The organism is Janthinobacterium kumbetense (assembly GCF_023703445.1).
In the GTDB taxonomy this organism is placed as follows: domain Bacteria; phylum Pseudomonadota; class Gammaproteobacteria; order Burkholderiales; family Burkholderiaceae_D; genus Janthinobacterium; species Janthinobacterium kumbetense.
The window spans coordinates 69,494-82,688 of sequence record NZ_JAMQGR010000006.1; the positions used below are offsets into that span (position 1 = coordinate 69,494).

7 protein-coding genes are annotated in these 13,195 nt (G+C 66.2%); 2 read left to right on the forward strand and 5 right to left on the reverse strand.

Annotated elements, in window-relative coordinates:
• The first annotated feature begins 8 nt into the window (after nucleotides 1-8).
• Together NCG91_RS17420 and NCG91_RS17425 are read left to right on the forward strand one after the other, a co-directional pair.
• On the forward strand, nucleotides 9-4,454 hold the full coding sequence (locus NCG91_RS17420) for an OmpA family protein (RefSeq protein WP_251350583.1): 4,446 nt from the start codon (nucleotides 9-11) through the stop codon (nucleotides 4,452-4,454).
• A 166-nt stretch (nucleotides 4,455-4,620) separates the two neighbouring features.
• On the forward strand, nucleotides 4,621-5,361 hold the full coding sequence (locus NCG91_RS17425; RefSeq protein WP_251350585.1) for a tetratricopeptide repeat protein: 741 nt from the start codon (nucleotides 4,621-4,623) through the stop codon (nucleotides 5,359-5,361).
• 22 nt (nucleotides 5,362-5,383) lie between these two features.
• Here NCG91_RS17425 and NCG91_RS17430 read toward each other — a convergent pair whose 3' ends face one another.
• The 5 genes from NCG91_RS17430 to NCG91_RS17450 form a co-directional block, all read right to left on the reverse strand.
• On the reverse strand, nucleotides 5,384-6,355 hold the full coding sequence (locus tag NCG91_RS17430) for a hypothetical protein (protein ID WP_251350586.1): 972 nt from the start codon (nucleotides 6,353-6,355) through the stop codon (nucleotides 5,384-5,386).
• A 131-nt stretch (nucleotides 6,356-6,486) separates the two neighbouring features.
• The gene (locus tag NCG91_RS17435) at nucleotides 6,487-9,603 is read right to left on the reverse strand and encodes an efflux RND transporter permease subunit (protein ID WP_251350587.1); all 3,117 of its coding nucleotides are present in this window, start codon (nucleotides 9,601-9,603) and stop codon (nucleotides 6,487-6,489) included.
• Nucleotides 9,604-9,612: 9 nt separating this feature from the next.
• Nucleotides 9,613-10,788, reverse strand: a complete 1,176-nt coding sequence (locus NCG91_RS17440; RefSeq protein WP_251350589.1) for an efflux RND transporter periplasmic adaptor subunit — start codon at nucleotides 10,786-10,788, stop codon at nucleotides 9,613-9,615.
• A 13-nt stretch (nucleotides 10,789-10,801) separates the two neighbouring features.
• Nucleotides 10,802-12,217: an efflux transporter outer membrane subunit gene (locus tag NCG91_RS17445; protein WP_251350590.1), complete on the reverse strand. Its 1,416-nt coding sequence runs from the start codon at nucleotides 12,215-12,217 to the stop codon at nucleotides 10,802-10,804.
• The gene (locus tag NCG91_RS17450) at nucleotides 12,214-12,942 is read right to left on the reverse strand and encodes a CerR family C-terminal domain-containing protein (protein ID WP_251350591.1); all 729 of its coding nucleotides are present in this window, start codon (nucleotides 12,940-12,942) and stop codon (nucleotides 12,214-12,216) included. Before NCG91_RS17450 ends, NCG91_RS17445 begins: the two co-directional genes overlap by 4 nt.
• Nucleotides 12,943-13,195: the final 253 nt, after the last annotated feature.

The following is a 13,195-nucleotide window of genomic DNA, read 5'->3' on the forward strand; positions in this document are numbered from 1 at the left end:
AAATGACCATGAACGTTAGCAATCAAGGCACCTTCAAAGCGGCGGCCAGGCCGGTCCCCACGCGGCTCGTGTATTTGCTCGGCAGCATAGGCTTTGTCTGTCTGGGCGCGCATGCCCAAACGGCAAACGAGCACGCGCTGCGGGGAAAAATGCTGGACCGGAGCCACAGCATGGGGGCGCAGCAGCCCTCGAGCGGCGAGCAGGAGTCGCCCGCTTTCAGCGGCCTGGCGCCGTCTGGCCTGAGTCGCGCCGAGCGCCGCGTGATCCTGGAAGCGGTGCCGCCGGCCACGCCGGCGCAGCAGAGCGTGACCTTTGACGATCTGCTGTCGGGCACCAATTTCGAGTCCGGCCGCGATGTGCTGCTGCCGGCCGCCACGGCCCGGCTTGACGCGCTGGCCGCACGTTTGCGCGGCAAGCAGAAGGTGCGCGTGCAGGTGATCGGGCATACGGACAACCAGCGCATCGCCGCCTGGCTGAAGCCGACTTTCCCGACCAACCAGCATCTGTCGGAGGCGCGCGCGCTGGCCGTCACGGCCTATCTGATGCGCGCGCTGGACTTGCCGGCAACGGCATTTTCCGCCAGCGGCAAGGGCGAGAGCGAAGCGATCGCGTCGAACGCCACGCCGCAAGGCATGGCGCAGAACCGCCGCACGGAAATCCGTGCCTGGTACGAGGAAGCCGTCGAACTGCCGGCTGTCGCCGCCGCACCGCCGAAGCGCATCGAGACGGTGGTGCAGGTCGACGATTGCGCCGTTGCCAGCCAGGTGGCCAACCGCGATGCGGCCTTCTCCATCAGCATAGACGGCGTGGTGCAGGACACCGATACGCCGCAGCAGGAGGCGGACCGCCAGCGCTGCGTCGACGTGGCGCTGGAGCGTTCCGACATCCAGGTCAAGTACGACCCCCTGAACGTCGCGCCGGCCTTGAATGTCTGGCTGGCGGCGCCTTATGCGCAGCGCCACGCGCCCGTGCGTTTTGGCACCTATACCAATTATGCATTTTTCCAGCAGCGCGCCGAGATCCGCATCTTCGCCAAGGGACAGAGCACGCAGGAGCAGCCATTTGCCATCGTGCCCGCGACGATGGGCGAAGCGACGGCCTGGCAGGCGCCGGCCGATGCGCCGGAGCAGATCGGTTACCTGCTGCGCGTCTACGACGCAGGCGGCAAGTTCGACGAGACGCGTTTGCAGCCACTGCGCCTGCTCGATGCGGCGCCGCCCGAAGCGCCGGGCAAGAAGGCCGGCGGCGAAGCGTTGGCCGGCTGGGGCGAGTCGAGCCTGATCTTGCGCAATATCGATGCATCGGGCGGCAGCGTCACCATCAGCGGCGAGAAGATCAAGCCTGGCCAGCAGGTGACGGCGCTGGGCATGGTCGTGCCGGTCGACGCCAGCGGCAAGTTCGCCATGCGCCAGATCATGCGCCCTGGGCCGCATACGGTGGAAGTGGCCGTGAAGGATGGCAGCGGAGCTGGCATGACCTTCCGCCGCAACCTGAACATCGCCGACAGCGACTGGTTCTATGTGGCGCTGGCCGACCTGACCATTGGCCGCGACCGCACGAAAGGGCCGGCGGAACTGGTCACGGGCGACACGCAGCACTACAGGAACGAGACCTGGGCCGACGGCCGCGGCGCGTTTTACTTGAAGGGCAAGATCAAGGGCGACTACCTGCTGACGGCCAGCGCCGACACGCGGGAACAGCCGCTGCGCGATTTGTTTCACAATTTCCAGAGCAAGGATCCGAACTACCTGCTGCGCCGCATCGATCCGGACAAATACTATCCCGTGTACGGCGACGACAGCACCACCGTCGACGATGCGCCTACCCAGGGGCGTTTTTACGTGCGCCTGGAAAAAGGCGATTCGTCTGTCATGTGGGGGAATTTTCAGACCACCTGGAGCGGCTCGGAACTGGCCCAGTACAGCCGCGGCCTGTATGGCGCGAACCTGCTGTGGAATGGCGCCGCCAGCACCAGCCATGGCGAAAAGGCCACCACGCTCAACGCCTTTGCCGCTTCGCCGGGCACCTTGCAGTCGCGCGAAGAATTTCGCGGCACGGGCGGTTCGCAATACTATCTGCGCCATCTGGACCTGACGCAGGGTTCGGAACGCCTGTGGGTGGAAGTGCGCGACAAGGATTCGGGCCTGGTGATCGAGCGCATCCAGCTGACGCCTTCGCAGGATTATGAAATCAACTACCTGCAGGGACGCCTGACCTTGCGCTCGCCGCTGTCCTCCGTGGCCGATGGCGGCGCGCTGGTGCAAAGCGCCAGCCTGAGCGGCAACCCCGTGTACCTGGTGGCGACGTATGAGTATGTGCCGGGCCTGAGCGCCATTTCCGGCACCTCGGTGGGGGTGCGCGCCAGCCACTGGTTCAATGACCATGTGCGCATCGGGGCCAGCAATTACCACCAGGGCGAACAGGGTTCGGACCAGACCCTCAAGGAACTGGACCTGACCTTGCGCTACAGGCCGGGCACCTGGATCAAGGCCGAGGCAGCCCGTTCCAGCGGCGACGCCAGCAGCGTGCTCAGTTCATCGAGCGGCGGCTTCGATTTCAACCAGACGACGGCGGGCGGACGCCCCGCCAACGCGAAGCGCTTCGACGGCGCGCTGGACCTGGCCGACCTGGGCGGCGCGGCGCGCGGCCGCATCGCCGCCTACTGGCAGGACCGCGAAGCCGGTTACGCGGGACCGGGCATGCAGACCCTGAACGGCGAGGCCGTGCGGCAAACGGGCCTGGCGGCGACCGTGCCGCTGAGCGAGCGCACGGAAGTGTCGTTGAAGGTGGATGACCGCACGGCCACCAGCCAGGATGCGCGCGCCGTGGAAGCGGCGCTGCGCCACAAGCTCGATGCGGAATGGGGCGTGTCGGCAGGCCTGCGGCACGACCGCCGCGACAATGCGGCTGGCAGGGACAATGCCAGCGCCATCCTGAGCCAGGATGGCGGGCGCAGCGACGCCGTGCTGCGCGTCGACTATCGGCCATTGCAGGAGGGCCAGCAAGCCCGGGATGGCGCGCTGGAAAGGACACCGGCGTCGAACGCCGTGCCGCAGCAGGGACTGGAAGGCGGCATCACGGGCCAGCTCGTGACGCAGGGACGCGAGGCGGGCATGGCTGGCGGTCCGCAGTACGGCCCCGACACCACGCTCGCTTCCGGCGTGGCCTCGGCGCGCGTGGCAGGATTGCTGTACGCGCCGTGGGATATGTACGGCTTCGTGCAGCATACCTTGTCGCGCAGCGGCAACCGCGCCCTGAATGACCGCGCGGGACTGGGTGGCACCTACCAGGTGAGCGAACGCCTGCGCCTGGGGGCGGAAGCGTCGGGCGGCAGCGGAGGCGTGGGCGGCCAGCTGTTCGGCAACATGCAGATGGATGAGCGCAGCAGCGTTTACCTGAACTACCGCATGGAGACGGAAACGCCGGATGTGAACTACAGCGGCCGCCAGTCCACGCTGACGGCGGGCAGCCGCTACCGCCTGAACGACAAGGCGGGCCTGTTTGCGGAAAGCCGCTGGGGCAATGGCGCGGGGCCGCAAAGCCTGACGCACGCGTTCGGCGTGGACCTGGCGCCTACCGAGCGCTGGACCACGGGCATCAAGTTCGAGACGGGCACGCTGTCGAATCCCCTGTCGGGCGACTTGAAGCGCGACGCCATCGGCCTGACGGCGGCATATGCCTACGAGCGGCTGAAGTTTTCCAGTGCGCTGGAGTTCCGCACGGACCGCACGAAGTCGCTGGGGACGGTCGATGGCAGTTGCGCCACCATACCGGCTGACGGCGGCTGCGTCACGGACGCGAACAGCGAACACCGCAAGGTGTGGCTGACGCGTAATGCGCTGAGCTACCAGCTGGACCGCGATTGGCGCCTGCTGGGCAAGTTCAACCTGTCGCGCAGCAGCTCCACGCGGGGGGCCTTCTACGATGGCGATTACACGGAAGTGGTGACGGGGGCGGCCTATCGCCCGGTCGACAACGACCGCTGGAATACCCTGTTCAAGTACACGTACTTTTATAACCTGCCATCGCCAGGCCAGGTTGACGGCGTCACGGGTGGGGTGCTCGACTATACGCAGAAAAGCCATATCCTGAATGTCGATACGACGTATGACGTGCGGCCATGGCTGTCGGTGGGCGGGAAATTCGGCGTGCGCACGGGCCAGTTGCGCGCGTCGAAGACGCAAGGCGAGTGGTTTTCCAGCCGCGCGGAATTGCTGGTGTTGCGCGCCGACTTCCATATCGTCAAGGAGTGGGATGCGCTCATCGAGGGACGCAGGCTGAAGGCGCGCGAGGCGGGCGATGCGCGTGCCGGCGCCCTGGTCGGCGTCTACCGGCATGTGGCGAAGCACGCCAAGATCGGCATCGGCTACAACTTCACGACCTTCTCGGACGATTTGACGGATCTGTCATATCGCAGCCGGGGCTGGTTCCTGAACGCCATCAGCACGTTCTGACGCGCACAGGCGCAGCAGGGAAGCAGGACGGTCTCGCGGCTGTCCTGCTTTTTTTTCGCCGTTCGCGTGTCTCCCCGGCGGGCTTGCCGTGGTGGCCGGTGTAATATTGAGCCAGGGAAAGCGGCGGCATGGTGCCAGCGGCTCCCGTCACGAACGAGGTTGTAACATGACGATTTTTGGCATAGGCATCCACATCCTGATCGCGGTATTTTTTGCGATTCACGTGGTGCGCAACGGGCAGCAGCTGTACTGGCTGCTCATTTTATTCATGTTCCCGCTGCTGGGCAGCGTGGTGTATTTCTTCGCCATCTACCTGCCCAATTCGCGCCTGCCGCAAGGCGCGCGCAAGGTGGCTTCGGTGGCCGTGCAGGTGCTCGATCCGAACCGGGAATTGCGCGAGGCGAAAGCCGCTTTCGAGTACACGCCGACGGCGCAGAACCAGATGCGCCTGGCCAGCGCGCAGCTGGAAGCGGGCGATGCGCAGGAAGCTGCATCGACGTATGAAGCCTGCCTGCAGGGTGCGTTTTCCTCGGACCTGGAAATTCGGTTGGGCGCGGCACGCGCCTACCTGGAATGCGGGCGCGGCGCCGAGGCCTTGACGCACCTGGAGTTCATCCGTCGCACGGATATCCATTTCCGTCCCGAGATGGTGTCCCTGCTGACGGCGCGCGCGCTGGCGCAAAGCGGGCGCCAGCCGGAGGCGAAGGCGGAATTCGACGATGCGCTGGCGCGCTACAACAGTTTCGAGTGCCGCGCCGAGTGCGCGATCTGGGCGTTGCAGCAGGGCGACAAGGTGCTGTCGGAACGCCTACTGCTCGATATCGACAACGCCATGGCTCGCTGGAGCAGCCATACGCGTGCCATGTATGCGCCGCTGCTGGCGCGCCTGGAGGCGGCGCGCCGCTGATTTTTTACCACCGGTGCCTGGCTCAGACGCCAGGCACCGTGTTCTTGCCCTCGATTAGCTTGTAGCCCTTGCCATCGAAGCCATAGCGCGCGTGGCCGTTCAAGGGCGTGGCGATGCGCGGCGGGTCCTGATCCGGCTTGATCGTGACGCCCGGCTTGATCTTCTCTGAGGCGCCCTTGAAATCGATCAGCAGATCGTCGTAGGCGCCGCCATTGCGCGCGGGAGCGAAGCGCCACTTGCCGTCGACCATCCAGCACTCGTCCGTGTCAGGCCCGCAGGCGCCCATATTGTCCGAATACAGGTCGATGCCGCCATCGATCGCCGTCACCTTGCCATCGCCGATTTCAAACAGGGCCAGCTGCGTGATGGTGTAACCCTGGCCCGTGTAGCCATGGCGTATCGCCAGTCCCGGCTTGTTCGCACCCAGCATGACCCAGTGCACTTCGCCCAGCTGCCCTGAGGAGCCGAGGGTGGCGATGTTTTCCAGGCGTTTCACGACTTGCCACTGGCCGTCTTCCGGCTGGCCCTTCGGCGCCAGGAAAAACACGTTCAGCAGTCCCGGCGAGGCATGCGCCGATTCGGCCGTGCCTTCCGTGTTCGCCGTTTCCGCATTCGCCACCAGGATGGCACGGCCATCGGGCAGCAGCTTGTGGCTGATGGCGCTGACCACGTAACTGAGTTTGTCGACATGGTTGTCAGGATCGGACAGGTCGGCCAGCGCATCGTCGCTGTCGCTGCGGTAGTCCTTGCCGAAGACGGCGCGCATCATGCCCACTTCGAGCTCGCGCGCTTGCGGCGTGTTCATTGCCTCTGTTCTGGGCGCGGTGGCGGCCGGCGGCGGCACGTGTTCGGTCGATGCCGTGTCGGCTGCGGCGGCAGGGACATCTGCTGCCACGTCAGCCGCCGGGTCGGCGCTGGCGGGGGCGGTCTTGTCCGAGCAGGCGCCGAGCAGTGCGGATACCAGTAGCAGGACGAGCGGGGTGCGGTAATTCATAAGCAGGGCAGATTGCGTTCATGGAGAATGGGCGCAGTATGCCAGATAGATGGAAGCGAGGGAGCGCGGCCTGGCGGCCGGTCCTTCGCTTCCTTGCCCGCAGGGGGCGATTTTGCAAACGGTGGCGGCGCTTATTTTTCCAGCGCCACCTTGTCATCGCGCCGCAGCGGCGCCTTCTGGCGGCGCAGTCTGGCCATGCCGCGCTTGAGCAGGTGCTCCAGGTCGTCGATGTAGGTGAACACGGCCGGCACCACCAGCAGGCTCAATAAAGTCGACGTGATCAGGCCGCCGATGACGGTAATGGCCATGGGCGAACGGAAGCTGGGGTCGGCGCCCCAGCCCAGCGCCAGCGGCATCATGCCGGCACCCATGGCGATCGTCGTCATCAGGATGGGGCGGCTGCGCTTGTGGCAGGCGTCGACCAGCGCATCGAAGCGGTTCATGCCGGCCTGGCGCGCCAGGATCGCATAGTCGACCAGCAGGATCGAGTTCTTGGTGACGATCCCCATCAGCATGATCAGGCCGATCATCGATGGCATCGACAGGGCGCTGCCCGTGATCAGGAGGGCCACGAAGGCGCCGCCGATCGACAGCGGCAGCGCCGCCAGGATGGTCACCGGCTGCATGAAGTCCTTGAACAGCAGCACCAGCACGCAGTAGATGCACAACACGCCGATCAGCATGGCCAGGCCGAAGCTGGCGAACAGCGATGCCATTTCCTGTGCGTCGCCCAGTTCGGCGATCTTCACGGACGGCGGCAGATTCTTCATCGACGGCAGCGCGCGCGCTTCTTCGTTCAGTTCGCCCAGGGTGCGCGAACCGAGTTCCACGTCGAGGGTCACGTTGCGGCTGCGGTTCAAGCGGTCGATCTGCGCCGGGCCGCTTTCCATCGTCACGCTGGCCACGTTCGCCAGGCGCACCGGACCATTTTTTCCGGGCACCGTCAGGCGTTCGATGGCGGCCAGGTCGGCGCGCACGCTGTTGGGCAGCTTGACGCGAATCGGCACCTGCCGCTCGGGCAGGTTCATTTTCGTCAGGTCCGTATCGTAGTCGCCGGCCGTGGCCACGCGCACCGTCTCGCCGATGGCTGCCGCCGTCACGCCCAGGTCGGCCGCCTTGGCAAAATCAGGGCGTACGATGATTTCCGGGCGCACCAGCGAAGCGCTGGAATTGACGTTGCCGATGCCTTTCAGGCCGCGCAGCTCGCGCTCGACCTTTTGCGCCGCCGCCATCAGCGCCACGGGGTCTTCCGAGCGCAGCACCAGCTGCATCTTGACGCCCGTGTCGGGCGGCCCTACTGTGAAGCGCGCACCGGGTATCGCATCGAGCTTGTGGCGCAGCTGCGTTTCCAGGCCCGCCATCGATTCCTTGCGCTCCGTGCGGTGCACGGTGGTCAGGGTCAGCACGGCCCGGCGTGCCTCGGCAGCCGCGCCGGGAGCGAAGGCGTCGCCGCTGGAGCCGCCGCCAATCGAACTGAAGACGCCCTGGATGCCTGGCGTGCGCATGGCCGCATCGCGCGCCAGGGCCGCCACGGCCTGCGTTTCGCCCAGGGTGGAGCCGGGCGGCAGTTCCAGGTTGATCTGCGTCTGCGCGCGGTCGGCGGCCGGCACGAAGCCCGTCGGCAGCAGGGGCACGAGGGCGATGGCGCCGACAAAGAACAGGGCAGCGGCGATGGCCGTGGTGCCGCGGTGGTTCAGGCACCAGCGCATGACGCGCAGGTAGCGCGTCATCAGCCAGCCATCCTGTTCTTCCTTGTGCGGCAGCGGTTTCAATATGTAGGCTGCCATCATTGGCGTAAGCAGGCGCGCCACCACCAGCGAGGCCAGCACAGCCAGCACGGCCGTCCAGCCGAACTGCTTGAAGAACAGGCCGGGAATGCCGCTCATGAAGGCCGTCGGCAGGAACACGGCCACCAGCGCGAAGGTGGTGGCGATCACCGCCATGCCGATTTCGTCGGCCGCTTCCATGGCCGCTTCCATGGGCGACTTGCCCATACGCAGATGGCGCTCGATGTTTTCGATTTCGACGATGGCGTCGTCGACCAGCACTCCGACGACCAGCGCCAGCGACAGCAGGGTGACGGTGTTGAGCGTGTAGCCGAACCAGTAGATGCCGAGGAAGGCTGGCATCACGGACAGGGGCAGGGCGGCGGCGGCCACCAGGGTGGCGCGCCAGTCGCGCAGGAACCACCACACCACCAGCACGGCCAGCAGCGCGCCTTCGTACAGCAGCTCCATCGAGCCGTCGAAGTTTTCCTCGACGGGGAAGGCATTGTCGATCGACTGCTGCAGCACTACATTCGGGTTTTCCTTCTGCAGGTCGGCGATGGCGTCGCGCGCGCCCTTGGCGACGGCCACTTCGCTGGCACCCTTGGTGCGGAACACTTCAAAGGCGACGACCGTTTTGCCATCCTGCTCGGCCAGTGCGCGCGGTTCGGCGACCGTGTCGCGCACGGTGGCCACCTGGTCCAGGCGCACGTGGCGCCCGTCCGGCAGCGGCACTTCCACGCGCGACAGTTCATCGGCCGTTTTCACGGTGGCGATGGTGCGCACCGACTGCTCGGCGCCGCTGATGTCGCCCCGCCCGCCGGGCGCTTCGCGCTGCACCAGGCGCAGCTGGCGCGAGACGTCGAGGGCCGACACTTTCAAGGCGGCCATGCGCGCCTCGTCGAGTTCCACCTGGATCTCGCGGTAGACGCCGCCCACGCGGGTGACGGCGCCCACGCCGGGCACGGTCAGGAGGCGCTTGGCCACCGTGTTGTCGACGAACCAGGACAGGACGGGAGAATCGAGCGGGTTGTCGACGCCCGGCTTCGCCGTGGCGATAAAGGTCAGCACCACGCGCCCGGCCGTGGACGCCTTGGTGACGGTGGGGTCGCGCAGCTCGGCCGGCATGTCCGCCTTGACGCGGGCGACGGCGTCGCGCACATCGTTGACGGCTTCGGCGATCTGCTTTTCCAGGATGAATTCGACGGTCACCGTGACGACGCCGTCGAGCACCTTGGTGTAGATGTTTTTCACGCCTTGCAGGGTGGCGACGGAATCTTCGATCTTGCGCGCCACTTCGGTTTCCAGCTGGGCTGGAGCGGCGCCGGGCAGCACCGCGCTGACGGTGACGATGGGCAGTTCGATATCGGGGAAATCCTGCACCGGATTGGCCTTGTAGGCCAGCAGCCCGGCCAGGGTCAGCAGCACGAACAGCATGATGGCCGGGATCGGATTCTTGATCGAGAGGGAGGAAAAATTCATGGTTTTTCCTTACTTTTTCGCTGCGGCCGGCTTGGCAGCTGCTGCGACCGGGGTTGCCACCGGGTTTTGAACATTCCGCACCAGGTCGCCGTCATTGAGGAAGCCTGCGCCGCTGACGACGATGGTGGTGTCGGCCGTGATGCCGCCTAAAATCTCGATGCGGTCGCTCAGGCGCCGTCCGGCCTGCACCTTGATCTGGCTGACGCGCTGGTCGGCATTCAGGCGGAAGACATAACTGAAGCCATCGCGCACGGCGATCGCCTGCTGCGGCACCGTCAGCGCGCCCGAGTTACCCAGTTCGAATTCGCCGCTGGCGTACATGCCGGCCTTGAACGGTGCATTGTTGCCGGTGCTGGCCGGCAGGTCGACGTATACGAGGGCCGAACGCGTCTGCGGGTCGACGGTAGGGGCGATCATGCGCACCTTGCCGGTCAGGACGCTGCCGTTGGCAGCCTTGACCTGCGCCAGGGTGCCCGCTTTCAGGTTCAGCAGCTCGGTGGCCGTCACTTCGGCGCGCCATTCGAGGCGGCCCTGGCGGATCATGCGGAACAGTTCCGTGCCGGCGCCCACGACGGAGCCGACGGTGGCCGAGCGCGAGGAAATGATGCCGCTGTCGGGCGCCACCACCTGCGTGTATTTCAGGCGCAGCTGCTGCGACGCCAGCTGCGCCTTGGCGGACGCGATGCGCGCGTTGGCCGTCTGTTCGGCCGTCAGGTACTGGCTGATTTGCTGTGCGCTGATGGCGCCCGTGCTTTGCAGTGAACGGGCGCGCTGCGCGTTCGCGGCGGCTTCTGCCGCATTCGCTTCCGCTTCCAGCACGGCGGCCTTCGCCTGCGCCACGTCGGCATTGACCGTGTCGTTCGAGAACACGGCCAGCACCTGGCCGGCGCGCACCACGTCGCCGACATTCACGCGCACCTCTGTGAGGCGCAAGCCGTTCGATTCGCTGCCGATGACGGCTTCCTGCCAGGCGGCCACGTTGCCGTTGGCCTTCAGTTTGATGGGTAGGCTGGCCGTCTGCGGCTTGGCCGTGGTGACGGTGAGCGCCGGTTTTTGCGCCGCGTTCTTATCCTTGGCGTCGTCGGCCGCCGTGGAGGAAGGGGCGTACACGGCCACGCCGGCGCCCAGCACCATAAAGAGGGCGGCCAGCGCGAGCGTCATCGGTTTCAAGGTCATTTTTTTCATGTTGTCGTATCCGTCAGGGGGCGTTGTTGGCGATGGCGCTGCTGCTGTTCCAGCCGCCGCCGGCGGCGCGGTACAGCGCTACCCAGGCGGCGCTGCGTTCGCGCTCGAGGTTGACCACGGTGTTTTCGGCGGCCAGGCGCGTGCGGCGCGCGTCTTCCAGTTCGATCAGGCTGGCCAGGCCATTCTTGTAGCGGTCCTCGGTGGCGACAAACGACACGCGGTAGCCTTCCAGCGCCGTTTTCGCGTGGCCGCTGCGCGCGTCCGTGCTGGCCAGGTTGACCAGCGCTTCTTCCACTTCGCGCACGGCCTGGCGCACGCCGGCACGGTACTTCACCACGGCTTCGTCGTAGCGCGCCGTGGCCGCATCGACCTGGGCGCGGCGGGTGCCGCCGTCGAAAATGGGCAGGCTGACGGCCAGCGGGCCGATGCTCCAGGTGCTGGCCGTGATGCTGGTGCCGCCGGCGCGGATATTGCCCTTGCCGATGGAGCCGGAAAGGCTCAGGCGCGGGTAGCGCTGCGCTTGCGCACCGCGCACTTCAAAGCTGGCGGCCGCCACTTCGCGTTCGGCGCTGTAGATGTCGGGACGTTGGCCCAGGGTTTGCGCCGGCAGCTCCGCAATCGCCACGGGCGAGGGCAGGATGGCCGGGCTGGCCGCCAGCTTCTCGCGCAGCGACGCTTCCGGTATGGCCGACAGGGCCACCAGCGCCTTGACATTCACGTCACAGGCGGCGCGCTGTTCGATGGCGCGGCTGGCGCCTTCGGCGGCGCTGGCGCGGGCCAGGGCGGCGTTGGCGGGCGGCTGGAAGCCGGCGCCGGCGCTCAGCTCCGTCAGGCGTGCCGAGTCGCGGCGCGAGACGGCATCCTGTTCGGACACGGCTTGCAATTGCTGGCAGGTGCGCAAGGCGTAATACTGGTTTGCCACTTCGGCGGCCACCGAGACGCGGGCCTCATGCCAGCCCGCGCGCGCGCTGTCGTAGCGCTCCTGCGCCGCATCGCGCGTGGTGCGGTTGGCGCCAAAGACGTCGATTTCCCATGACGCCTGCAGCGCGGCCTGCGAGGTGGTGCCGCTGGGCTGGGCCGATTGCTGGCTGGTGCGCACCACGCTGCCCGTCGCATCGAGCGTGGGCGCCAGCGCGGCGCCGCTGGCGACTCTGTCCGCGCGCGCCTGCACGATGCGCGTGCGGGCGGCGGCGATGGTGGGGCTGACCTGCTGCGCGTCGGTGATCAATTCCACCAGCAGGCTGTCACCCTGGCCCTGCCACCAGCTGGCCAGGTCCGTCAGCTTGCCGTTATGCGGCAGTGGCACCTGCCACTGCACGGGTGCGCTGGCGGCCACCGCTGCGGGCGGCCCCTGCAGGGCGCAACCGCCCAGCGCCAGTACGATGCTGGCGGCCAGGACACGTTGAACGGTGCATCGAATAGTCGTCATGCTGGTCCTTCTGCTTGTCGTTGAGCGGTAGGGGTAGAGGGAGGAATGGCCAGGCGCTGGCGCTCCACGTCGGCCATGGCCAGCGCGTAGTCGCTCATGCGCGCCAGCCAAGTGTCGATGGCCTGCGGCGATTCCAGTAGTTGCGGGCGCAAGGTTTGCAGCACCTCGGCGCCCACCATGTGCTGCAGGGCCAGCGAAGCGATGGAAAAGGCCAGGCGGTGCATATCGTCGCTGTCGTCGGGTGCGCCCAGGTGGCGCGCCAGCACGCGCGTGAGCGCCTCGTGTTCGGGGCGGATATTCTGGTCGATTTCGCGCGCCCACAGGCCCGTCGGTTCGAGCATCTCGCGGCACCACAGGCGCATGCAGTCGCGCGCGATCTCGCCCTGCTGCATGGGGGCGAGCAGCTGCGCATAAAAGCCTTCCAGGCTTTGGCGCAAGGTGAAATGCGGTTGTTCGTACAGGGCGATATTGTCTTGCGGGTTGGCCGACTGCTGGGCGAAGGCGGCGCGGTACAGGCCCGCCTTGTCGCCAAAATAGTAGCTGATGGCTGCGGCGTTCGTGCCGGCCGCCTGCGCCAGTTCGCGCGTGGACGTCTTGGCGTAGCCCTGCTCGGCAAACAGGCGGATGGCGCTATGCAGCAGGCGCTCGCGCGACTGTTCGCCGTCGGAACGGGGCTTGCGCCCTTCGTCGGTGTGGGAGGTGGGGATGGCGTTTTTTTCAATCATGCCGGAGATTTAATCACATATCTCAAACGATTGATATAACTAAATCGTTTGATTTAGTTAAGGAAAGGTGAAGATGAGGGAAAACGCAGGCAAAAAAAAGCCCGCGGTTGTATTCGCGGGCGTAATCCAATGTTCGGAGAACGAATTGGAGGAGACAGTTCTACTATAGCGCTGAAAATGGTGCGGTGCAATACCGTAGAAATACTGTATCGATCTTTCCTGGATGGTAAAAAGTCAGCATTCCATGCTGCGG

Bases quoted from the DNA above. Each gene is read 5' to 3' on its own strand.
- NCG91_RS17420 (WP_251350583.1), top strand. From the start codon at position 9: ATGAACGTTAGCAATCAAGGCACCTTCAAAGCGGCGGCCAGGCCGGTC.
- NCG91_RS17425 (WP_251350585.1), top strand. From the start codon at position 4,621: ATGACGATTTTTGGCATAGGCATCCACATCCTGATCGCGGTATTTTTT.
- NCG91_RS17430 (WP_251350586.1), bottom strand. From the start codon at position 6,355: ATGAATTACCGCACCCCGCTCGTCCTGCTACTGGTATCCGCACTGCTC.
- NCG91_RS17435 (WP_251350587.1), bottom strand. From the start codon at position 9,603: ATGAATTTTTCCTCCCTCTCGATCAAGAATCCGATCCCGGCCATCATG.
- NCG91_RS17440 (WP_251350589.1), bottom strand. From the start codon at position 10,788: ATGAAAAAAATGACCTTGAAACCGATGACGCTCGCGCTGGCCGCCCTC.
- NCG91_RS17445 (WP_251350590.1), bottom strand. From the start codon at position 12,217: ATGACGACTATTCGATGCACCGTTCAACGTGTCCTGGCCGCCAGCATC.
- NCG91_RS17450 (WP_251350591.1), bottom strand. From the start codon at position 12,942: ATGATTGAAAAAAACGCCATCCCCACCTCCCACACCGACGAAGGGCGC.